This is a genomic window from Ardenticatena maritima, from assembly GCF_001306175.1.
In the GTDB taxonomy this organism is placed as follows: Bacteria; Chloroflexota; Anaerolineae; order Ardenticatenales; family Ardenticatenaceae; genus Ardenticatena; species Ardenticatena maritima.
In genome coordinates this window covers 591,369-613,988 of record NZ_LGKN01000003.1, presented here as the reverse complement: position 1 = coordinate 613,988, position 22,620 = coordinate 591,369, and the positions used below count along the sequence as shown (strand labels likewise).

At 60.5% G+C, this 22,620-nt stretch carries 20 protein-coding genes, 1 pseudogene and 1 CRISPR repeat array; of the genes and pseudogenes, 16 read left to right on the top strand and 5 right to left on the bottom strand.

From position 1 onward, the window contains the following. Position 1 precedes the first annotated feature (1 nt). The 3 genes from SE16_RS02735 (at position 2) to SE16_RS02725 (ending at position 4,062) form a co-directional block, all read left to right on the top strand. A complete protein-coding gene (locus SE16_RS02735; RefSeq protein WP_054493332.1) occupies positions 2-802 on the top strand; it encodes an SDR family NAD(P)-dependent oxidoreductase in 801 nt (266 codons plus the stop codon). A gap of 38 nt (positions 803-840) precedes the next feature. Next, on the top strand, positions 841-2,151 hold the full coding sequence (gene hflX / locus SE16_RS02730; RefSeq protein ID WP_054493333.1) for a GTPase HflX: 1,311 nt from the start codon (positions 841-843) through the stop codon (positions 2,149-2,151). 228 nt (positions 2,152-2,379) lie between these two features. Next, positions 2,380-3,461: a CRISPR direct-repeat array (repeat unit 37 nt; unit sequence GTCTGAAAAGCCCTAATCCCCGCAAGGGGATTGAAAC). Positions 3,462-3,744: 283 nt separating this feature from the next. After that, positions 3,745-4,062: a hypothetical protein gene (locus SE16_RS02725; protein WP_054493334.1), complete on the top strand. Its 318-nt coding sequence runs from the start codon at positions 3,745-3,747 to the stop codon at positions 4,060-4,062. A 62-nt stretch (positions 4,063-4,124) separates the two neighbouring features. On the opposite strand, the gene SE16_RS02720 is transcribed toward SE16_RS02725, so the two are convergent. Both SE16_RS02720 and SE16_RS02715 read right to left on the bottom strand, forming a co-directional pair. Further along, complete coding sequence (locus SE16_RS02720) at positions 4,125-5,063, bottom strand: P1 family peptidase (RefSeq protein WP_060687174.1); 939 nt, start codon at positions 5,061-5,063, stop codon at positions 4,125-4,127. Continuing rightward, positions 5,053-5,673, bottom strand: a complete 621-nt coding sequence (locus SE16_RS02715; RefSeq protein WP_161804503.1) for a thioredoxin family protein — start codon at positions 5,671-5,673, stop codon at positions 5,053-5,055. Before SE16_RS02715 ends, SE16_RS02720 begins: the two co-directional genes overlap by 11 nt. A gap of 165 nt (positions 5,674-5,838) precedes the next feature. On the opposite strand from SE16_RS02715, the gene SE16_RS02710 reads away from it, so the two are divergent. From SE16_RS02710 to SE16_RS02675, 8 genes are all read left to right on the top strand, one after another. After that, positions 5,839-7,038, top strand: a complete 1,200-nt coding sequence (locus SE16_RS02710) for an ATP-grasp domain-containing protein (protein WP_060687172.1) — start codon at positions 5,839-5,841, stop codon at positions 7,036-7,038. Positions 7,039-7,064: 26 nt separating this feature from the next. Beyond that, a complete protein-coding gene (locus SE16_RS02705; RefSeq protein ID WP_054493673.1) occupies positions 7,065-7,856 on the top strand; it encodes a ferredoxin reductase domain-containing protein in 792 nt (263 codons plus the stop codon). A gap of 29 nt (positions 7,857-7,885) precedes the next feature. After that, positions 7,886-9,328: a zinc ribbon domain-containing protein gene (locus SE16_RS02700; protein ID WP_054493672.1), complete on the top strand. Its 1,443-nt coding sequence runs from the start codon at positions 7,886-7,888 to the stop codon at positions 9,326-9,328. A gap of 22 nt (positions 9,329-9,350) precedes the next feature. After that, positions 9,351-10,556 (top strand): acetyl-CoA acetyltransferase, encoded by a 1,206-nt coding sequence (locus tag SE16_RS02695; RefSeq protein ID WP_054493671.1) that lies wholly within the window; start codon positions 9,351-9,353, stop codon positions 10,554-10,556. A 12-nt stretch (positions 10,557-10,568) separates the two neighbouring features. Then, on the top strand, positions 10,569-11,399 hold the full coding sequence (locus tag SE16_RS02690) for an SDR family NAD(P)-dependent oxidoreductase (RefSeq protein ID WP_054493670.1): 831 nt from the start codon (positions 10,569-10,571) through the stop codon (positions 11,397-11,399). Between the two features lie 307 nt (positions 11,400-11,706). Beyond that, on the top strand, positions 11,707-13,377 hold the full coding sequence (locus tag SE16_RS02685; RefSeq protein ID WP_200907379.1) for a 4Fe-4S dicluster domain-containing protein: 1,671 nt from the start codon (positions 11,707-11,709) through the stop codon (positions 13,375-13,377). A 20-nt stretch (positions 13,378-13,397) separates the two neighbouring features. Further along, the gene (locus SE16_RS02680) at positions 13,398-16,268 is read left to right on the top strand and encodes a molybdopterin-dependent oxidoreductase (RefSeq protein WP_054493669.1); all 2,871 of its coding nucleotides are present in this window, start codon (positions 13,398-13,400) and stop codon (positions 16,266-16,268) included. 2 nt (positions 16,269-16,270) lie between these two features. Further along, positions 16,271-17,215 carry a TorD/DmsD family molecular chaperone gene (locus SE16_RS02675; RefSeq protein ID WP_060687170.1) on the top strand — a complete coding sequence of 315 codons (945 nt, stop codon included), beginning with the start codon at positions 16,271-16,273 and terminating at the stop codon, positions 17,213-17,215. A 51-nt stretch (positions 17,216-17,266) separates the two neighbouring features. Here SE16_RS02675 and SE16_RS15665 read toward each other — a convergent pair whose 3' ends face one another. The 3 genes and pseudogenes from SE16_RS15665 to SE16_RS16675 all read right to left on the bottom strand — a co-directional run. Further along, complete coding sequence (locus SE16_RS15665; protein WP_152918171.1) at positions 17,267-17,518, bottom strand: hypothetical protein; 252 nt, start codon at positions 17,516-17,518, stop codon at positions 17,267-17,269. A 166-nt stretch (positions 17,519-17,684) separates the two neighbouring features. Beyond that, the gene (locus tag SE16_RS02665) at positions 17,685-19,112 is read right to left on the bottom strand and encodes an MBL fold metallo-hydrolase (protein WP_054493667.1); all 1,428 of its coding nucleotides are present in this window, start codon (positions 19,110-19,112) and stop codon (positions 17,685-17,687) included. A gap of 16 nt (positions 19,113-19,128) precedes the next feature. Further along, positions 19,129-19,326: pseudogene (locus tag SE16_RS16675) on the bottom strand (pyridine nucleotide-disulfide oxidoreductase); the annotation flags it as partial. A 302-nt stretch (positions 19,327-19,628) separates the two neighbouring features. On the opposite strand from SE16_RS16675, the gene SE16_RS02655 reads away from it, so the two are divergent. The 5 genes from SE16_RS02655 to SE16_RS02635 are packed head-to-tail and all read left to right on the top strand — an operon-like array spanning position 19,629 to position 22,570. After that, positions 19,629-20,834: an MBL fold metallo-hydrolase gene (locus SE16_RS02655; protein WP_054493665.1), complete on the top strand. Its 1,206-nt coding sequence runs from the start codon at positions 19,629-19,631 to the stop codon at positions 20,832-20,834. A gap of 21 nt (positions 20,835-20,855) precedes the next feature. Continuing rightward, entirely contained in the window at positions 20,856-21,113 is a 258-nt protein-coding gene (locus SE16_RS02650; protein ID WP_054493664.1) for a sulfurtransferase TusA family protein, read from the top strand. 13 nt (positions 21,114-21,126) lie between these two features. After that, entirely contained in the window at positions 21,127-21,705 is a 579-nt protein-coding gene (locus SE16_RS02645; RefSeq protein WP_054493663.1) for a DsrE/DsrF/DrsH-like family protein, read from the top strand. A 34-nt stretch (positions 21,706-21,739) separates the two neighbouring features. Then, positions 21,740-22,096, top strand: a complete 357-nt coding sequence (locus tag SE16_RS02640; RefSeq protein ID WP_054493662.1) for a rhodanese-like domain-containing protein — start codon at positions 21,740-21,742, stop codon at positions 22,094-22,096. Positions 22,097-22,099: 3 nt separating this feature from the next. Then, positions 22,100-22,570 carry a beta-lactamase hydrolase domain-containing protein gene (locus tag SE16_RS02635; RefSeq protein ID WP_054493661.1) on the top strand — a complete coding sequence of 157 codons (471 nt, stop codon included), beginning with the start codon at positions 22,100-22,102 and terminating at the stop codon, positions 22,568-22,570. Positions 22,571-22,620: the final 50 nt, after the last annotated feature.

Genomic DNA, 22,620 nt, shown 5'->3' with positions numbered 1-22,620 from the left:
TATGACGCAACCCGTTATCATCATCACAGGCGCTTCTCGCGGCATTGGTGAAGCCACCGCCTACTGGCTGGCGACCCAAGGCGCGCGTCTGGTGCTGGTCGCCCGCAGTGACGCACCCCTGCAAGCCGTTGCGGAGCGCGCCAAGCGTCTGGGCGGTGAGGTGCTGATTGAGAGCGCCGACGTGTCGGACCCGAACGCCTGCGCCAATGTGGTGGAACTGGCGGTGCAGACCTTCGGGCGTCTGGACGCTGTGGTGAACAACGCCGGCATCTTGCAGCCGGTCGCCCGTATCGCCGAAGCCGACCAGGTGCAGTGGAAGTACAACATCGAGGTCAATTTGCTGGGCGTGTTCTACATGTGCCAGTGGGCAATCCCCCATCTGCGCGAAACGCAGGGGCGTATCGTCAATGTGAGCACCGGCGCCGCCATTTCGCCCATCGAAGGGTGGAGCGCCTATTGTGCGTCCAAAGCCGCCGCACTGCACTTCACGCGCGTGCTGGCGCTGGAAGAACCGGCGATCACCAGCGTTGCCCTGCGCCCCGGTGTGGTGGATACGGAAATGCAGGCTGTCATCCGCCAGGAAGGGCAGAAAGCCATGCCGCCCGAACGCTACGCCTACTTCAAACAACTCAAAGAAAGCGGCCGCCTTGCGCCCCCCGAAGAACCTGCACGGGTGATTGCCTGGCTGGCGTTGCATGCGCCCGCCAGCGTGAGCGGCGAATTCATCGAATATACCGATCCGCGCTACGCCGAGCCGGCGCGTGCGCTATTTGGCGAAACGCTTCCCCAATCGCTACAATAAAGGAAGCGAACCGGTGAACAGGCAAGACATGGAGGGATATGGCTCAACAATACTACGTACCCAACCAACCCGAACGCGCTTTTCTCGTTGGGGTGGAACGCAAAGGTGAACAAGGCCTCTGGACGATTGAGGATTCGCTCGAAGAACTGGCGCAGTTGGCGCGCACGGCGGGCATGGAGGTGGTGGGGCGCACCTGGCAGCGGCTCGACCACCCCAACCCGGCAACCTACATCGGCAAGGGAAAGGTGGAGGAACTCAAACTGGCGGTTGCCGAAACCGGCGCGCGTACGGTGATTTTTGATGATGAACTCTCCCCCGCGCAACAGCGCAACCTTGAACGGGCGCTGGGGGAAGACATCAAGGTGATTGACCGCACGGTGCTCATTCTGGACATTTTCGCCCAACACGCCCGCACCCGTGAAGGGCAGTTGCAGGTGGAATTGGCGCAGTACCGCTACCGACTTCCCCGCTTGACCCGCATGTGGACGCACCTTGCCCGCCAGGCGGGTGGGCGCGCCGGCGGCGCAACCGGCGGCGTGGGGTTGCGTGGTCCCGGTGAAACGCAGTTGGAAGTGGACCGGCGCGAGATTCGCCGCCGCATCACCCACTTACAGCGCGAACTGGAAGCCGTTCGTGCGCACCGCGAGCAGTACCGCCGCCGGCGTCGCCGCGAGGGCGTGCCTGTGGTGGCGTTGGTGGGCTACACCAACGCGGGCAAAAGCACCTTGCTGAATGCGCTCACCAACGCCAATGTGCTCGCCGAAGACAAACTCTTCGCCACACTCGACCCCACCACGCGGCGCGTGCGCTTGCCCGAAGGGCGCGAGGTGCTTTTCACCGACACGGTCGGCTTCATCCAGAAACTCCCCCCCGATTTGGTCGCCGCCTTCCGCGCGACGCTGGAAGAAATTCACGACGCGCACATTCTCGTGCATGTGGTGGACATCAGCCACCCCATGGCGGCGGCGCAGATTGAAGCGGTGGAAAGCGTGCTTGACGATTTGGGCGTCGCCCACAAGCCCATCATTCAGGCGTGGAACAAGATTGACCGCGTCGCCGACCGGGACGCCATCGAGGAAGAAGCCGCCCGCGACCCCGATATCGTGGTGATGAGTGCGCGCACAGGCGAAGGGCTGGACCATCTGCTTGAACGGGTGCAGGGCGTCTTGCAGGATCTCTTTGTCGAAGTGGACGTCCTGCTGCCCTACGCCCACGGTGCACTTCTGCATGAAATCCATGAGCAGGGCACGATTGAGTCCGAGGAGCATACCGCCGACGGCACGCGCGTGCACGCCTACGTGCCGGCGTGGCTGGCGGCACGCCTGACCGAAGCCACCCGCAACGCCTGAGCACAACATTTTGCCAGGCAAATAGTTGAACGCGACAAAGTTCTGTCAGACCCCCCTGAAACGGGGCGATTTTGGGGGCGATTTTGAGGGGGTCTGAAAACGTTCAACTTCCTGGAAAAAGGAGCGGTATTTTGCATGGTTTTGGGGGTTGACAAACGCGCCATTTTCCTGTATGCTGTGCCACAGATGAAGCGGACAAGCGGGCGACACCCATAGCACATCCGTACAGTCTGAAAAGCCCTAATCCCCGCAAGGGGATTGAAACACACTTGGAATGTACCGAGGAACTTCTGTGTATCTTCGTCTGAAAAGCCCTAATCCCCGCAAGGGGATTGAAACCCACGCAAGGAGCGTCCACAACTGGCTGGGGCGTTGCGTCTGAAAAGCCCTAATCCCCGCAAGGGGATTGAAACTCTACCAGTGGCGGCGGCGTATCATCCACAACAGAAAAGTCTGAAAAGCCCTAATCCCCGCAAGGGGATTGAAACCCAGGATTACTAGCCAAACGTTCGATAACGGGTTTGTGTCTGAAAAGCCCTAATCCCCGCAAGGGGATTGAAACTACGAGGGGCGCGATTGGTCTTCGTGGACTTCTGGTCGGGTCTGAAAAGCCCTAATCCCCGCAAGGGGATTGAAACTTCGCCCGCGACGTGTACCTTATCCAACGCAAGGTGGGTCTGAAAAGCCCTAATCCCCGCAAGGGGATTGAAACCGTCGCGCATGACGACGGTGACGGTTTTGTCGCTAAGGTCTGAAAAGCCCTAATCCCCGCAAGGGGATTGAAACAAAAGTTGTAGTCTTCAGTGACGTTGCCGTACACGTAGTCTGAAAAGCCCTAATCCCCGCAAGGGGATTGAAACCTTCACGGGCGCCACGAGGTACAAATGCGACGAATAGGTCTGAAAAGCCCTAATCCCCGCAAGGGGATTGAAACTTTAGTCCTCCGACTCTTCTATTTTCTCTGAACCAACTTCGTCTGAAAAGCCCTAATCCCCGCAAGGGGATTGAAACTAAATAATGATAAATTTCTGATTGTCGGGGACCTTCTCAGTCTGAAAAGCCCTAATCCCCGCAAGGGGATTGAAACTTCGGCGATGTCAGAAGCTGAATTTTCAGCAAGGAAAGGTCTGAAAAGCCCTAATCCCCGCAAGGGGATTGAAACTCCATCCGGGGCTTTTCCCAACATACCGCTACCATCCGTCTGAAAAACCCTAATCCCCGCAAGGGGATTGAAACGGATGTTTCCTTGTTGCTTATTCTGTGCATAGTCTTCGTCTGAAAAACCCTAATCCCCGCAAGGGGATTGACGCACACCACTTCCCCACTCCTCACGGCGTATAACCCGCCAGCAGACCACATCGTCAACCTGCAACAGCAGTTTGCTCCTCTCACGATATTACCCAGCCACAGAACCGCGCCTGCCGGTGCGGGTTGCAGTGGGGTATAATGAAAGAGAGACAAACGCGACGCCGGACAAGCAGCCGGGGCGCTCGCGGTGCTGCTGCGGGTTGCGGGCGTGCAGACTGCTGAACGTCGAAGCCCTGCATGCGGCGAGGGGAAACGCGGCAACAACAACCGAAAGGAGGAAGGTGTATGGAATCGCAAGGGTTGAGCCGTGTGACCATGTACGTGCCAAACGGCACGCCGGAAGATTTGCTGTTGGCTAAAATCTTCGAGCATACCGAGGTGCTGGCTGCTTACGCCTCTGATTGGATGGCAGCGGCGTTATGGGGGTGGGTGCCGCCTGAGTGGGCTTACTTGCGTGTCGCCGCCGTCGGCGTGGCGTATCAGCCGGAAGTCTTCGAGGCGTTGCAAACGCTCTGGCAGCACATGGAGGCACGCTTCAAATCGTTGCTCCCCTCGCCGGAAGAATTGAAACAAAAAGATAGCGAATTCAGGCAAAAGCCGTAAAGCCCCGCACAAAAAGAAAAAGGCTCCTGCACGGAGCCTTTTTTGCGTCTCGGCGCTGGTGCTCAGGTGGAGGTGTGGGGCGTCTGCTTGCGTACCGCCGCCCGAATCGCTTCGGCGACCACCTCAACCACCGCGTTGCCCAGCGTGTTCACATCCATCACCGCCTCGCCCGCCGCCAGCACAAACGCCGTATCCCCATCGTGCGGACCATGCGCGTACCGCACGGCGAGCGCCATCCCATCATGGGCGCGTTGCGCCAGCCGGTAGCAGGTGAGTTTGTCAAGGGCGGCGTTGGTCGCCACGACAACCAGCGTGGTGTTGGTGCCGGGCAAAGGCGGCACGCGGAAACGCCGCAGGGGGTCTTCCTCAGCCAGCCAGCGCCCATCCGGCGCGCGCGCCCCCGCCAGAATACGCCCGTCGGCGTCCACCACATCGCCCACCGGGTTGACAACCGCCGCCGCTCCCACAACTACATCCCCCAGATGGAGCGACGCCATGCCAAACCCACCCGGCATCATCGCCTCGAACCCCGCCCATTTGCCCACGCTGACGCCCGCGCCCGCCCCCACACGTCCTTGCGGCACATCGTCCGCCCGCGCCGCGAGGCACGCCGCATACCCCATCGCCGCATCAGGGCGACGCGCACCGCCGTTTGCGAACAAGTCATACACCACCGCGGCGGGCACAATGGGCACACGCGCCAGAGGCGTTGGATAGCCAACGCCCCGCTCTTCGAGATAGCGCACCACGCCATCCGCCGCCGCCAGTCCGAACGCGCTTCCCCCCGTCAGCAGAACGGCGTGCACTTCCTGCATCCCCTTCTCCGGCGAAAGCAACGCCATCTCGCGCGTGCCGGGCGCCAAACCGCGCACCTCGGCGCTCCCCACCGTGTTGGGTGGGCAAAGCACCACCGTGCACCCCGTCGCATGCACCTCATCGGTGGCGTGCCCCACCCGAAAACCGGGGACGTCGGTCAACGAGCGCCCAAACTTAATCTTCATGGCGTGGTGCCTCCGAAACAACCGGCGACGGGCGTTGTGCAATCGCCAGCAACGCCGCCAGCGTCTCTTGCCACCCTTCCCGACGGTGCCAATCGAGCAACGCCTGCATGCGCTGCAAGCGCAACCGTTCAAAGCGTTCCCGGTCGGCGGGGTCGTCGCTTTCACGCAGGCGGGCGTATCCATGCGCCGCTTCCCACGCCTGCACAAAAGCGTGCGCCGCATCGGTGCGCTCCACCAAATGCCCCAGCGGGCGGAAATCCGCCGTCCAAATGGTGATGGTGGGAATGCGCGTAATGCCCTCGGCGGCATAGGCTGCACGCAAATCGCTATACTCGGAGCGCACGAAGATACGCCATTCCAGCCCCGGCACCGCTTCAACCAGCCGCGCCACCAGGGGCAACGTCGCCACCACATCAGGGCAGAAATCCTCGGCGAGCGCCGTCAGGTAGAGTGTGCCCCCGTGCGCTTGCACCGCCTCGGCGAACGCGGCGCGCACATCCTCAGGGATACGCGCTTCCTCATACAGGCGGCGAATGCGCTTCTGGTTCTGCTGCATCTGTTCGACAAAGGTCTCCCACGTATCGCCTTCGTGGAACCGTTCCAGTCTCATGAGGGTTTGCAACATCGCTCGCTCCTTTCATCGTCTGAATCGTCGCCGCAGATTCCATTCTAATCAAGACCACGCCGCGGCAACTTGGGGCATTTGTCATCCCCCAAAAACTGAGATAGCATCGCCGTAATCCAGTCAGAGCCAGGCAAAAAAGGAGGTCCCCCCATGAACCAGCCCACACTGCTTGTACTCGCCAGTTATTTCAAGGGTGAAGCGTTTCTCGAAGCCGCCAAAGAAGCGGGCGCATACGTCATTTTCATCACCAACGAAAAATTGGCGAACAAACCCTGGCCCCACCATGCCATTGACGAATTCCACCTTATGCCCGACATCCACAAACAGCCCGACATCACCTACGCCGTCGCCTATCTCATGCGCCATCACCAGATTGAGCGCATCGTGCCGCTGGACGATTTCGACGTGGAACTCGCCGCCGACCTGCGCGAACACTTCCGGCTCAACGGGTTGGGGTGCAGTCAGGCGCGCTACTTCCGCGATAAACTCGCTGAGCGTATCCTCGCCCGCGAGCATGGTTTCTTTGTGCCGCGCTTCACGCCCGTTTTCAACGACGCTGCCGTGCAAGCCTTCATTGAAGAAGTGCCGCCCCCCTGGATGCTGAAACCCCGCTCATCGGCGGCGGCAATTGGCATTCGCAAAATTGAGTCGCCCGAACAGTTGTGGTTCGCGCTGGAAGATTTGGGCGACGAGCGGTCGTTCTTCCTGCTGGAAGAATTTCTGCATGGCGACGTGCACCACGTGGACGCCCTCACCGCCGACGGCAACATCCTGTTTGCCAAAGCCAGCCGCTACGGACGCCCCCCCTTCGAGGTGGCGCATTTTGGCGGGGTCTCCACCACCACCACCCTGCCCGACGACCACCCGGACGCGCAAGCCCTGCTGGAATGGAACCGCCGCTGGATTGCCGCCACACAACTCCGCAACGGCGTCACGCATACGGAGTTTTTGAAGCGGCGCGACGATGGCAACTTCTACTTCATCGAAACCGCCGCACGAGTGGGCGGGGCGCACATCGTCGAACTGCTGGAAGCCGCCACCAACTTCAACCCCTGGCGTGAGTGGGCGCGGCTGGAAGTGGCGCTGGCGCGTGGCGAGCCGTACACACTCCCCGCGCTGCGCAACGACCACGCCGCCCTCGTCATCTGCCTGGCGCGCCAGCAACACCCCGACCTGAGCGCCTACAACGCCCCCGAAGTGGTGTGGCGCGCAAAGGAAGAATACCATGCGGGGGTTATCCTCGCCTCGTCCGATTATGAGCGCATCTGCCGCCTGCGTGACGAATACGCCGACGGCTTTGCGCGCGATTTTCTGGCGGTCGCTCCGCCGCCTGAAAAGCCAACCGCCTAACCAACCGACGGAGAAAGTCTTGCGCTATGAAGAACACATCAGCACTCCCACCGACATTCTGCCTTCCGGCGGCGCTGCGTCCCGCCGGTCCATTTGGGCAACTTCCTCGCCCAGTACGCATTCGCGACGTTCAGACCGAAAACTACCGCATTCGCACCTTCATCCTTGACACAGCATTGCCCCACGCTCAGCCGGGGCAATTCGTCATGGTCTGGTTGCCGGGGCATGAAGAAGCCCCTTTCAGCCTTGCCTACCATCACCCGCTCACGCTCACCATCGCCGCCGTGGGACCCTTCACCCACGCCCTGCACCGCCTGCAACCAGGCGACACCCTTTGGGTGCGGGGTCCCTACGGGCGCGGCTTCACGCTCGAAAACGGCGCGCGCCCGCTCCTGGTGGGGGGCGGCTATGGCGTTGCGCCGCTGGCGTTTCTGGCGGAAACCCTGCTTGCGCAGGGGCAACAGCCGCACGCTTTCATCGGCGCACGCACCGCGTACGACGTGATCGGCGTGGCGCGGTTCGAGGCGCTTGGCGTCCCCGTCACCATCACCACCGAAGACGGTTCGCGTGGGCGGCGCGGGCTGGTGACCGAAGCGGTCGCCGAAACGCTTGCCGCCGGCGAAGGCGACGCCATCTACGGCGTGGGTCCTCACGGCATGCTGCATGCGCTGGCGGCGCTGGCGCAGGCGGAGCATGTGCCCGCCCAACTCTCATGGGAAGCCTACATGGGCTGTGCCATTGGCTTGTGCGGCATGTGTGAACACGACGGCACACTGCTCTGCGTTGAAGGACCTGTGCGCCGCATTCCCCCCGCCTGAACCAACCAACCTTGCGAAGGAGCGCAACCATGCTTGGCATCGTTGCCGTCAATGGGTACATCCCGTACTATCGGCTCCCGCGCACCGCTGTGGGCGACGCCTGGCGGCTTGAACAGGCGCGCGACCTGCTCATCGGCGAGCGCGCCGTCGCCGCCTTCGATGAAGACACCATCACCCTGGCGGTTGAAGCCGCCCTGCACACCCTGGAAGACCGCCCCACCGACCAGATTGGGGCGCTTTTCTTCGCTTCAACCACGCCCGTTTTTCTGGAAAAAAGCAACGCCGCCGTGGTCGCCGCCGCGTGCGACATTCCCGCCACAACCACGTTCGATCTCACCGGCACGCTCCGCAGCGGCACCTCGGCGCTTGCACTCGCATTCGATGCTGTACTGGTGGAGCGCACACCGCAGGCGCTGGTTGTCGCCGCCGACATGCGCCCGGCCGAACCCGGCACACTCGCCGACGCCATCAACGGCGACGGCGCGGCTGCTCTGCTGGTGGGTGAGGGCGACAACGTCATCGCCGAACTGATTGCCGAAGCCCACCTGAGCGCCCCCGTGCTGGACACGTGGCGGCGCACACAAGACCGCTACCTGCAAAGCGACGATGAAGCGTTCGCCCTGCAAACCGGCTACATGCGGTACATGAACGAAGTGGGCGAACGCTTGCTGGCAAACGCCAACATCACCCCCGACCAACTAGCCGGCGTGGCGCTCTACGCGCCGGACGGGCGCGCGCTCATGCGGCTCGCCAAGCGTTCGCCCTTTGGGGTGGCATTGGCGCGCATGGGCATGGCGTCGCCTGCGGCGGTCCTGCTCATGCAAGCGGGCAATCTGGGCGCGGCGTTCGCCATCGCTCAACTGGCGCTCTTGCTGGAAAACGCCCACCCCGGCGACTTCATCGCGCTGGTGGGCTACGGCGACGGCGCAGACGCCTACCTCTTCCGCGTGACGGACGCCGTCGAGGCGTGGCGTCCACGCCGCACTCTGCGCCACTGGCTGGCACGCAAGGGCGAAATCACCTACACACTGGCGCACGCCTTCCGCGAAAATTGGCGCGACAAGCCCCTCTGGCCGCCCACTGCCGAACCGTGGACATCGCTCCCGCTGTTGCACCGCGAACAAGCCGAATTGCTGCGCTTCTACGCCCAACGTTGCACAACATGCGGCGCGGTCTGGTGGCCGCATCGCCCCAACTGCTACGACTGCGGCGCGCAAACAGGCTTTGAAATGGTGCGGCTCTCGCGGCGCGGCACGGTTGCCAGTTTCGTGGCGGAATGGGCGGTTCCCACCCCGCTGCCGCCGCTGGGCATGGTCACTGTGGATACGCCCGAAGGCGCGCGCATCACCACCCAATCCACCGACGGCGACCCGCGCGCGTTCGCCCTGGGCGACGACGTCGAGTTTGCTTTGCGGGTTTTCCACACCGCCAAGAATGTGCCACACTATTCCTGGAAAGTGCGCAAAGCGTGAGCGCGAGAGAAAGGAGCAGACCATGAGCGGACGAACGAGCGACGCCCTGCGCGACAAAGTGGCGATTATCGGCATGGGGTGCACACGTTTTGGCGTGTTGCAAGACAAAAGTTTTGCCGAGCAAGGATTGGAAGCGGTCAACGAAGCCCTGGCGGACGCCGGCATCGAAAAGGAGCGCATCGAAGCCGCCTGGCTGGGCACTTTCGAGCCCAACATCGGCGGCAGTTTTCCGGGCTACGCGGGTGATTTTGTCGCCGATATTCTGGGCATGCCCGGTCTGCCCGTCACCCGCGTGACGAACTACTGCGCCACGGGTATGGACGCTCTGCGCAACGCAGCGTTTGCCGTTGCCGCCGGCATGTACGACGTGGTGCTGGTGCTCGGCAACGAAAAAATGCGCGACGTCGCCTCGCGCGACAGCCTCATTCGCCAGGTGGTCACGACTGGGCATCCCATCGTGCAGAAGGGGTTGACCGCGCCGGGGTTGTTTGCGCTCATGGCGCGCCGCCACATGGAAACCTTTGGCACGACGCGCGAAGATTTGGCGCTGGTCGCCGTCAAGAATCACTACAACGGCAACCGCCACCCCAAAGCCATGTTCCACAAGGAAATTACCGTGGATGACGTGCTCAACGCGCCGATGATTAGCGAGCCGCTGGGGCTGTATGACTGCACGCCCACCAGCGACGGCGCCGCCGCCGCCATCCTTTGCCGCGCCGACCTCGCACCGCAGTTGACCGACGAATATATTCTCATCGAGGCGATTGAAATGGCGACCGTCACCGGGCATCGCTACGGTCGGCGCAGTGAGTCGCTCATCGGCTTCGAGGCAACGCAGATTGCCGCGCAACGCGCTTACGCGGTGGCGGGCATTGACGACCCGCTGGCGGCGATTGATGTGGCGGAAGTCCATGATTGCTTCACCATCACGGAGATTTTGAACTACGAGGATTTGGGGTTCGTGCCCAAAGGAGAGGGGGCGCATTTCATCCGCGAAGGGCGTTCATCGCTCGAAGGTGATTTGCCCGTCAATCCGAGTGGTGGGCTGAAATGCTTCGGGCATCCCATTGGCGCCAGTGGTGTGCGCATGACCTACGTGATTTACGAGCAACTGCTGGGGCGCGCCGGCGCAACACAAGTGCCGACCGAGCGCAACGGGCGCGGCCTGGTGCACAACCTGGGTGGTCCGGGCTCGGTTTGCGTTGTGGGGTTGTATCACCGTCCATAAAAGGAGAAAACGATGACACGTTTGCTCGAACAGCAGGTGGCTATCATTACCGGTTCCGGGCGCGGCATTGGCGCCGCCGCCGCGCGTTTGTTCGCTCAACATGGTGCGCGCGTTGTGGTCAACGACTTGGAAGCCGAACCCGCAGAGCAGGTTGTGGCGGATATTCGCGCCGCGGGGGGTGAGGCGATTGCAGTGCCGGGGGACGTAACCGCGCCGGATTTCCCCGAACGCATTGTTCGGGCGGCGGTGGAGACCTTCGGCAAACTCAACATTCTTGTCAACAACGCGGGCTACACATGGGACGGCGTGATTCACAAGATGAGCGATGAGCAGTGGCAAGCCATGCTGGACGTGCACGCGACTGCACCCTTTCGGCTCATTCGTGCCGCCGCCCCCTTCATGCGCGACGCCGCCAAGCGTGAACTTGCTGAAGGGCGCATGCCCGAACCGCGTTGCATCATCAACGTTTCGTCCACGTCGGGCTTGCATGGGAACGCCGGGCAAGCGAACTACGCTACCGCCAAAATGGGCATCGTTGGCTTGACGAAGACGGTTGCCAAAGAGTGGGGACCGTTTGGCATCCGCTGCAATGCTGTGGCGTTCGGCTTCATTGAAACTCGTCTCACACAGAGCAAGGAAAAAGGTGAGACTATCGAAGTGCACGGCAAGCATGTGCCGCTGGGCATTCCCGAACACCTGCGCCAGATGGCGACCATGCTCATCCCGCTGGGGCGTCCCGGCACCCCCGAAGAAGCCGCCGGGGGCATCTTGTTGCTGGCGTCTCCCTTTGCGGCGTACATTACCGGGCACGTGTTGGAAGTGACCGGCGGTTACGGCATTTGACGCGCATGCGCTGAACACCTGGCGGGGCTTGCGCAGCCTCGCCAGGTCTCTTTTTCCATGATGACGTTTCATCCGCTTTCAATGCCAATTCCCCTTTGTGAGCCCCTTGACAAGTACACACTACCCCAGTATTCTATATGACACCTGACACCCCTTGAATAGTGACAAATGACACAAGGAGAGCGCCTATGCCCTAGCCATCGCCTTCCTGCGACCTGTGCATCATCTCCTTGCTTCGCGCCCCAATGGTCGCCCGCTCATGTTGCGTTCTGCCAACGGTAATCAACTGTGCAAGGAGCGTTCACTGATGAACTACGCCTTTTTGATTGACCAGCGAAAGTGCATTGGGTGCCATGCGTGTAGTACCGCCTGCAAGTCTGAAAACGAGGTGCCGCTGGGCGTGTACCGCACGTGGGTGAAGTACGTTGAAAAAGGCGCGTTCCCCGACGTGCGCCGCTATTTTCAAGTGACCCGCTGCAACCACTGCGCCAATCCCCCCTGTGTGCGTATCTGTCCTGTGGAAGCCATGTATCAGCGCGATGACGGCATCGTTGAATTCGACCCGCGCGTTTGCATTGGGTGCAAAGCCTGTCTGCAAGCCTGTCCCTACGACGCCATCTACATTGACCCTGAAAGCGGTACCGCCGCCAAATGCCACTTCTGCGCGCATCGCATCGAAATCGGACTCGAACCGGCGTGTGTGATTGTGTGCCCTGAGCAAGCCATCATCGCCGGCGACCTGGACAACCCCAACAGTGAAATCAGCCAGATGTTGCGCCGCTATCCGGTGAGTGTGCGCAAGCCGGAACAGGGCACAGCGCCCAAACTTTTCTACATTGATGCTGATGAGGTGACGCTGACGCCTACGGCTTCGCACATTCCGGGTTCGTTCATGTGGGCTGAGGTGGTCAGCGACCAGGCGCGCGCTATTGACGCCACCGACGACCCGCACTTCGCGCCGCAGCCTGTGCATACGCATACCCCCAGCGGCTTCACGGTGCGCACCCCCGCCGAACAGGGTATCGGGGCGGGCGGTCCGATTGTGATTGGTGGGCGGCAGGCTGAACACATGGTGCAAACCGCTTACAACGCGCAACACAAAATCCCCTGGCACTGGCAAGTGCCCGCGTATCTGGTCACCAAGGGGATTGGGAGCGGTGTTTTCATGCTGTTGGCGCTCCTTTTTGGACTGGGCGCGGTTGACTTTCACCGCCCCATCGCCTTGCTGGGTGGGTTTACCTCGCTGGTCTTCATCGGGCTGACCACCTTGTTGCTCATTCTTGACCTCGAACGCCCTGAACGCTTCTACACCATTCTGACGCGCCCGCAATGGAAATCGTGGCTGACGCGCGGCGCGTTCATTCTCGTGGGCTTCACGCTCGTGGTGGGCGTCTGGTTTGTGTTGGAAGGAAGCGCCGCGCTGGGCATGGGCACCGACCGCGCGGCGGTGGCGCTGCGTCCGCTCTTCCTCTGGGGTGGCTTTGTGCTGGCGGTGCTCACGGCTATCTACACCGCCTTCCTCTTTGGGCAAGCCGAAGGGCGCGACTTGTGGCAAAGTACGCTTTTGCCGGTGCATCTCGTGGTGCAGGCGCTGATGGTTGGTAGCGGCACGCTGCTGCTACTTGGACTGTTCGTCACGCTTCCCGCCGCCATGCAGAGCGCGCTGGCGTGGACGTTTGTCCTTGCATTGGCCGCTGACCTCTTTGTCACGCTCTTTGGCGAGTTCGGTATGCCGCACGCTTCGGAAGTTGCCGCACGTGCTGCGCATGAGATTCGCGCGGGGGCGTATCGTCGCCACTTCTGGCTGGGGGCGATTGGATTGGGGCATGGCGTGGCGCTGCTGCTCGCCGTCGGCGCGATGCTGCTCGGTAGTCCCTCGTTGCCCTTGATGGCGCTCGCCGCACTCGCCGCTATTGCCGGCTTGTACGCCTTCGAGCATGTCTTTGTGATGGCACCGCAACAGATTCCAAACAGTTAGTGGAAGGGAGCCAAGCGCTTATGAAGCGACAACATCATTCTGAACCCGTTGTGCGTGCGACGATGGAAGGACTGACAAACTACCCGCCCACCGACCGCTGGGATGAGTGGGTGGAATACGACCCACGCGCCTGGCCTGAGCGCCACACGCGCCGCTACATGCTCATCCCGACGGTCTGTTTCAACTGTGAGAGTGGGTGCGGTTTGCTTGCCTATGTAGACAAAGAGACGCTGGAAGTGCGCAAATTCGAGGGCAACCCGGTGCATCCGGGGAGCCGTGGGCGCAATTGCGCCAAAGGACCCGCGACACACAACCAGGTGTACGACCCCGAACGCATCCTCTACCCACTGAAGCGCGTCGGCAAGCGGGGTGAAGGCAAGTGGGTGCGTGTGACGTGGGATGAAGTGCTGGACGACCTCGCCGAGCGTATCCGTACCGCTATGCTCGAAGATCGCCACAACGAAATCATGTATCACGTGGGGCGACCTGGACATGAGGGCTTGATGGAGTGGGTGCTCTTCGCCTGGGGGCTGGATGGGCACAACAGCCATACCAACGTCTGCTCGTCGGGCGCGCGCGCCGGGCTTGCCTTCTGGATGGGGTTCGACCGCCCCTCGCCTGACCATGCGAATGCGCGTGTCATTTTGCTCATCAGTTCGCATCTGGAAACGGGGCACTACTTCAACCCTCACGCGCAGCGTATCATGGAAGCCAAGATGAAGGGCGCGAAGCTGGTTGTGTTCGATACGCGCCTCTCGAACACAGCTAGCCTGGCTGATGAATGGCTCTCGCCCTGGCCCGGCACCGAAGCCGCCATTCTGCTGGCAATTGCCAACTATCTGATCCAGACCGGGCAGTACAACCGTGATTACGTGCGCACCTGGGTCAACTGGGAAGAGTACCTCAAGCACGAGCACCCCGACGCGCCGCGCACGTTTGAAACCTTCGAGCAGAAATTGAAGGAAATCTACGCCGAATACACCTTTGAGTATGCCGCCCGCGAGAGTGGTATCGAAGCCGAGTGCATTCGCCGCGTGGCTGAAATCGTGGCGGATTGCGGCGGTCGTCTGGCAACGCATATCTGGCGCAGTGCCTCGGCGGCTAACCTGGGCGGGTGGCAAGTGGCGCGTTGCCTCTGGTTCTTGAATGTGTTGACCGGTTCGGTGGGCGTCGAAGGGGGGACGTCGGCGAACGCGTGGGACAAGTGGGTGCCGCGCCCGCATAAACTTGCGCCACACCCCAACCGCTGGAACGAACTCACCTGGCCGAAGGAGTACCCGCTTTCGTTCTACGAGATGAGCATCCTTTTGCCGCACTTCCTGAAAGAAGGGCGCGGCAAACTCGATGTCTACTTCACACGTGTGTACAACCCCATCTGGACCAACCCGGACGGCATGTCGTGGCTGGAAGTGCTTACCGACGAAGAAAAAATCGGCCTGCACGTCTGCTTGACGCCCACATGGAGCGAAACCGCCTGGTTTGCTGATTACGTCTTGCCGATGGGGCATGCGTCAGAGCGGCATGACATTGTCAGCCTTGAAACCCACGGTGGGCAGTGGATTGCCTTCCGCCAACCGGTGCGCCGTGTTGCGATGGAAAAGATGGGGCAACAAGTCGAATACACCTACGAAGCCAACCCCGGCGAGGTCTGGGAGGAAACCGAGTTCTGGATTGAGTTGTCGTGGCGCATTGATCCCGATGGCGCGCTTGGGATTCGCCAATACTTTGAATCGCCCTATCGTCCCGGTGAGAAAATCACGGTTGAAGAGTATTTCCGCTGGATGTTCGAGAATACGGTTCCCGGCTTGCCCGAAGCCGCCGCCAAAGAGGGACTGACGCCGATGGAGTACATGCGCAAGTATGGCGCATTTGAAATTCGCAAAGGTGTGGACGCACCGCCCTACCGTGAAGTTGACCCGGCGTTGCTGGCTGACGCGACGGTGGACGAAGAAACGGGTATCGTGTATAGTCGCGCCGAAGCGCCTAAGCCGCTGCACATGACGCCGCATCCGGCTTTCCCTGGTGATGAGCGCGGCAAGCCCGTAGGTATCAAGATTGGCGACAAGGTTTTGCGTGGGTTTGATACGCCTTCGCGCAAGCTGGAATTTTATTCGCGCACGTTGGCTGAGTGGGGCTGGCCTGAGTACGCTATTCCTACCTACATCAAGAGCCATGTTGCGCCCGAAGTGGTCAGTCGCGAGCAAAATGAGTTTGTCTTGCTTTCCACGTTCCGCTTGCCTACGCTCATTCACACACGCTCTGGTAATGCGAAGTGGCTCTACGAAATCAGCCACAAGAACCCTGTTTGGATTCACCCCCAAGACGCCGAGCGGCTGGGTGTGGAGACGAACGACCTGGTGCGTATCACCACCGAAATCGGCTATTTTGTCGCCAAATGCTGGGTCACGGAGGGGATTCGTCCCGGGGTGGTTGCTTGTTCGCACCACTTGGGGCGCTGGCGCATTCATGAAACGGGGATGGAACGCTGGTCGTCTGCACTGGTTGAACTGACGCAGCCTGCTGGGGGACAATGGCAAATGCGCCAGAAAGAGGGCGTGCGCCCCTTCAAGAGTAGCGATCCTGATTCGGAGCGCATCTGGTGGAGTGATGTGGGAGTCAATCAGAACCTGACGTTTTCGGTTCACCCGGACCCGATTAGTGGTATGCACTGCTGGCATCAGAAGGTGCGTATTGAAAAAGCGCATCCGGGCGACCGCTACGGTGATATTTTCGTGGATACGAAACGCGCCCATGAGGTGTACCGTCAATGGCTGGCGATGACGCGCCCCGCCGACCAGGTATCGCCCGATGGGACGCGCCGTCCGTACTGGCTGTTGCGGCCTTTCCGCCCGACGCTCGAAGTATACAAACTGCCCGAAGATGAGGCCTAACCATGCGCGTACACTCGGATACGACTGCGCGGGCAACGGTGTTTGCGACGCTGGCTAGCGTCTGGCTTGCCGAAATTCGCCCTGATGACCTGCCGACGCTGGCGGCGCTTCCCCCACTGGTGGAGGCGTTGGGTGAACCAACTTCAGACCGCCTGACCGACCTGGCGGTGGAGTATCAGCGTCTTTTTGGCTTTGATGTGCCGCCTTACGAAAGTGTCTTCCTTGACCCGTCGGGGTTGCTGATGGCGCCTGCGACGGCACGGGTTGAGGCGACCTATGCTCGTTTGGGGTGGCAACCGCCTCGTGCGCGGGTGGGCGCTGCCGACCATGTGGGGCTGGAACTGGCGCTTGTGGCGGATCTGCTGGGCGCTGGGCGTGTTGAAGCGGCGGTGCAAGTTGTTCATGAGCATCTTGCGTTTTGGGCGCCCCTGCTGGTGTTGACGATACGGCGGCTTGCGCCTGATCGTTTCTATGCAACGCTTGCGGAAGAGACCCTAGGGGCTCTGTTTGAGTTGCTGGATGCCTACACGCCGCCGCAAACTGTGGCGTTGCCTCTGTTGCCGCCCCCGCCCCGCTACGAAGCGAATGGGCTTCCCGAACCTGATGTTGATGAAGTCGCTGGCCCGGGGTTGCGGGAACTGGTGCGCCGGTTGCTGACGCCACGGCGTGCTGGGCTTTTCATCATGCGCGATGATATCAGGCGGTTGGCGCGTCAACTTGAATTGCCCGTGGGGATGGGGACGCGTCAGATGATGTTGGCGACACTCTTTCGCCTGGCGGGGCAGTATGATGAAGTTGAGGCTTTGCTGGCGGGGCTGCGTGCTTTACTTGATGAAAGTGCGCAAAGTTATGTCGAGTTATCGTCTCGTACGCCCGTCTGGCGGTTGTATGCGGATTGTTGGCTTCAACGTGTTGAGGAGACGGTGCGACTTTTACGCTCTGCGTGAGGGTTGGCGTTGGTGTGGAAACAGGGGCGGTACATGCGGTGTCGCCCCTGTTTATTTTGGTGTGTCGGGTGGGGCGTCTGCAAGGTCGGGGATGTTGGGATTGAAGCGCCAGCGTCGCGGGCCCAAGCGTTCCAAACGCCCGCTTGCAAGCCAGCGGCGATAGCGTGCGACCATGAGCTGCGAGAGAATGCGTTCGCTAGTGGGGTTGCGTGGGCGTCTGCCTGGCTGGCGGCGGTCTTTGGCTCTGAGAAGACGGCGGCGGAATTCGGCGCGTCGTTTTAGGTGTTCTTTATAGCTCGTCATGGTTTGATTGTGCTTTGTGAGATTGGTGTTTTAAATGTTTGTCTTGGGTTTTATTGTATGTAAAAGCAAAGTAAAAGGCTAGTTCTTTCTGTGGAGCCATATTGGCTACACGAAAAAGGTGGCGCACACTGTGTGTGCCACCTTCGCATCCAAACGTACACAACGCCTATTCGTCGCCATTCTCCACAGGCAACCCCAACCGCTTCCACTCGTTGATGCCACCCATCAAGTTCATCACCTGCTCAAACCCATGCGCCTGCAAAATTGAAGCGGCAATCGCCGAACGACCGCCTGAACGACACTGCACCACGATAGGCTTTTCACGCGGCAACTCATTCACATAGCGCGGCAAATACCCCAGCATGATATGCTGAGCGCCCGGAATACGCCCATCTTCGTGCAATTCGGCTTCACCGCGCACATCCAGCAGCACCACCTCGCCGTTCAGAACAGCGTCCGCCACTTCTTGCGGCAACGCCACTGCATACTTTTGCAATGGCTTGCCCTGCGCAAGCCACTGCTCCACCACCTTGGGCGAGAAGAAGCCCGCCACGTGATCCAGACCGATGACAATCAGGTCGCGCACAATGGCTTCCACCGTCTCTTCATCGGCAATCAGGTAAAAATCGCGGTCGTAGGGCAAGAACCAACCCGCCCAGGTCGTGAAACTGTTGTCGTAGGGAATGTTGAGCGTACCAGGGACATGCGCGCCGGCATACGCCACCGCCGGACGTGTATCCACGACAGGCGCGCCGCTCGCCAGGACCGCTTCCAGCCGGTCAAAAGGCAAATGCTCCGGTTGGGGCAAGGTATGCAACACCGGCCGCTCTTCCTTATTCAGCTTTTTCATCATCGCGAAATAGGCCGGCGGTTCGGGCTGGTCGGTCAACAGCCAGCGCACAAATTCATCTTCATCCGTGAAGCGCAAACCAGGGTTGAAAAGTTTTTCATACCCCACCGTACTGGACGGAATCGCCCCCAGCCCTTTGCCGCAGGCACTTCCCGCGCCATGCGCCGGCCAGACTTGCAGGTAATCCGGCAGCTGCTTGAAACGCTGCAACGAGCGGAACATCTGACGCGCGCCCGCTTCAGACGTGCCCTGAATGCCGGCGGCTTTTTCCAGCAGGTCGGGGCGCCCCACCGCCCCCACAAACACAAAGTCGCCTGTGAAAATACCCATCGGCTCAGACGCCGCCGCGGTGTCGGTGAGGATGAAGGAAATATGCTCAGGGGTGTGCCCCGGCGTGTGCATCACCTCGAACTTGATATTCCCCACCATGAAAGTATCGCCATCCTTGACAAGCGTGTGGCTGTATTGGGGGGCGTAGGTGTACTTCCAGTTTTCATCGCCCTCATCAGAGAGATAAAGGTGCGCCCCCACACGCTCGGCCAATTCCCGCGCGCCCGACAAAAAGTCGGCGTGGATGTGCGTTTCGGCGGCCGCTACAATGCGCATACCTTCGGCTTCCGCGGCGTCAATGTACTTTTCAACGTCGCGCTCCGGGTCAATCACAATGGCTTCGCCCGTCGCTTGACATCCGACCATGTACGACGCAATCGCCAGTTTGGGATTGTAGAAGTATTTGAGCAACATCGCTCGCTTCCTTTCCTTATGCCAGCCCCTTCAACATGCCCGCCCAGTACATTTCCGGCAAAACGTACTTTTTCAGCACGTACATAGTGTACCGTTCCTGGCTCTGATCAAAGGGGAAAGATTCCTTCGGCTTCCCTTCGTAGTCAAATTCAGCCAACACCAACCGCCCGTAGCCTGTCACCAGCGGGCACGAGGTGTAGCCATCGTAGCGCGCCGACGGCGCTGCACCATCCATCACGGCTTGCGCCAGCAAATGCATCGTGCTTTCAAGGGCATCCAGCCGCGCCATGATCGCATCAAGACGGTGGGTCATACCGGGGTCATGCGTGGGTGGAGACATGCGCACCTCCTTTTCTTCCTCCTATTGATACTCTCCACAAGTACTGTATCAAGCCGCATGACGAATGTCAAGGGATACGAGTGACATTCGTCATACTACGCACCGTAAACTTGACACACTCACTCAAATACATATACTCCCTACCAGTAATCGAAAGGTGAAAGGAGGCAACTCTCATGAGTGTGCAATCATCTACCAAGGTCGTCGCTCGTGCAGTCGAAGACGTGTACGCCGATTTGCTGGCCGGCAATGTGCCCGTCATTCTCGACGTGCGCAATGCGGATGACTTTGCCCGCTGGCACATTGAAGGGCGCAAAGGTACACGGGTCATCAACATCCCCTATTTTGAATTCATTGAAGATGAAGAAGGCAGCATCGCCAAAGTGCCTACCGGTGCGCCTGTGTTGGTTGTGTGTGCCAAAGAAGGTTCATCGCAGTTTGTGGCGGAATTGCTCGCCGAGCGCGGTATCCCCGCTTCGTACCTGGCGGGCGGTATCAACGCATGGGGCAACTTCTACGATACGCGCCCCATCCTGGAAGCTGACTATGGGCGCATCATCCAGATTTCGCGCCCCGCGCGTGGCGACCTGGCCTGGTTGGTGGTGAGCGACGGCGAAGCCGCCGTGATTGACCCCCTGCGCCACATCGAACATGTAGACGCGCTGCTGGCGCAGGAAAACGCGACGCTGGCGCACATCTTTGACACGCACGTGCACGCCGACCACATCAGCGGCGGCCCTGCGCTGGCGGAAAAGTACCGCGCCCCGTACTACATTCACCCATACGACGCCATTCACCCGCTGGACATGTTGCCGGCGAAGTACGCCTACACGCCGCTCGCCGATAACGACACCTTCACCGTCGGGCGTTTCACCGTGCGCGTCATCTGGTATCCGGGGCACACGCTGGGGCAGGTGAACTACCTTTTCACAGCCCCCACAGGCGAAACGTTCCTCTTCACCGGCGACGGGATTTTCCTGCAATCCTTCGGTCGCCCCGACCTGGGCGGACGTGGTGAAGAGTGGGCGCCTATTCTCTACGAAAGTATGTTCGAGAAACTGCCGCGCTACATCAACGAGCAGACCTGGATTTTGCCCGCGCACTTCGCCTCGCTGGATGAGGACGACGGGCAAGGGCGCTTCTACGCGCCATACGGGCAGGTGCTGGAAACCAACACTACCCTGAAAGAAGCCGGCCAGATGTCGCGCGATGAATTTATCGCCTGGATTCTCAACAATCTGCCGGTCTTCCCCGAGCAATACGTTGAAATCAAGCGCGTCAACATCGGCATCTCGACGCCGGATGAAGAAACAGCCAGCGAATTGGAACTCGGCAAGAACATTTGCGCGCTTGCCGACGCCTACGCTGAAACGAACGCATAACTTGCACAGGAGGGAAGCATCATGACCCAAAACATTGAAATCACGCAAGAACTGGATGTCCGCGGGCTGAACTGCCCCATGCCACTGGTCAAAAGCCGCAAAGCCGTCAACGCTCTGCCGGTGGGTGGCGTCTTGAAGGTGGTGGCAACCGACCGCGGGAGCGTCAAAGACTTCCAGGCATGGGCGAAAACCGCCAAGAACATCGAACTCGTCGGGCAAGAAGAAGTCCAGCAGGATGGGCAAACGCTCTACATCCACTACTTGAAGCGCACGAGTTGAACGGGGGGACCTGATGACCGTTCAAAACCAAGCCACACAACTGAATACGGAAGACCTGTTGGCGCGCATCGCCGAACTGGAAACGCGTGTTGAAGCGCTGGAACAAGCGCCGGCGCAAGACATCGAAGATCGCCTCGCCATGGTGGTCTTCTCCGGCGACCTGGACAAAGCCCTGGCAGCCTTCATCATCGCTACCGGCGCCGCCGCCATGGGATTGGAAGTCTCCATGTTCTTCACTTTCTGGGGGCTGAGCGTTGTGCGCAAAGGGCGCTCGTTTGAGGGCAAAAACGCCATTCAGAAAGCCTTTGGCGCACTGCTGCCCGCCGGCGGCGACACCTTGCATCTCTCGAAGATGGACTTTTTCGGCGCCGGAGCCGCCCTCATGCGCAAAATCATGCGCGAAAACGACGTCACCTCACTGGACGAACTGGTCGCCCTTGCGCAAGACCTGGGCGTGCGCATGGTGGCGTGCGAAATGTCGCGCGAGTTGCTGGGCATTCGCGATGATGAATTGCTCGACGGGCTGGAACTGGGCGGCGTTGCCACCTTCATCGGCGACGCCAGCCGCTCGAAAATCACCTTGTTTATCTGACAACCACGAAACGCTTTCGCGGAGAGAGGCAAACATGTTCCGACGATTTTTTCAACCTGCCGTCACGATTCCACAAGTGCGCCCACAGGAGGTTGCCGAGGCGCTGAAAAACGGCAACGCACCTGTCATCATTGACGTGCGCACCGTGCAAGAATGGGCCGAAGACGGCCACATTCCCGAAGCCCGACATATTCCGCTCTCACAGTTGGGCGCACGGGTGAACGAAATTCCACGCGACCGGCCTGTCGTCATCGTCTGCCGTTCAGGCAACCGCAGCCAAATGGCGTGCGAAGCCCTGGCGCGTGGCGGCTTCGACAACGTGCAAAACCTGGCGGGGGGCATGATCGCATGGAAACGCGCCGGTCTGCCCACCGCTTACGGTGAGGAATAAGAGATGGCAGCATCACTGAGTTGCGTTGTCTATCGCGTCAACGATGAGATTGTGCTGGCGGGGCAACCACAACCGGAGGAAATGAGCCGCTTGCGTGAGCAAGGTTTTCGCAGTGTGCTCAACATCCGCACCGACGCCGAACGGGGTGCGGAAGAAGGGCGCAACGCCGAAGCCGCCGGGCTTGCCTACGCTTTCCTACCGCTGCCCGCCTACGAGTTGCGCCCTGAACATGTGCGCGCCTTCGGCGAGACGATTCGGCGCTTGCCCAAGCCGATTTTCTTCCATTGTCGCACCGCCTCGCGCACGGGGTTACTCTGGCTGTTGCACCGCCTGCTCAACGACGGCTGGCCGCGCGAAGCCGCCGAAGCCGAACTGCGCGCCGCCGGCTATGACGATGACGCGTTCGAGGTGTTCGAGTTTTGCGTCGAAGACTTTTTTGAGCGCCTGAACGAAGCGCAACAATCCACACGTTGACGTGTGGCGTCTCGCGCATCAAAAGGGCGGCCCTGCATTGGGTCGCCCTT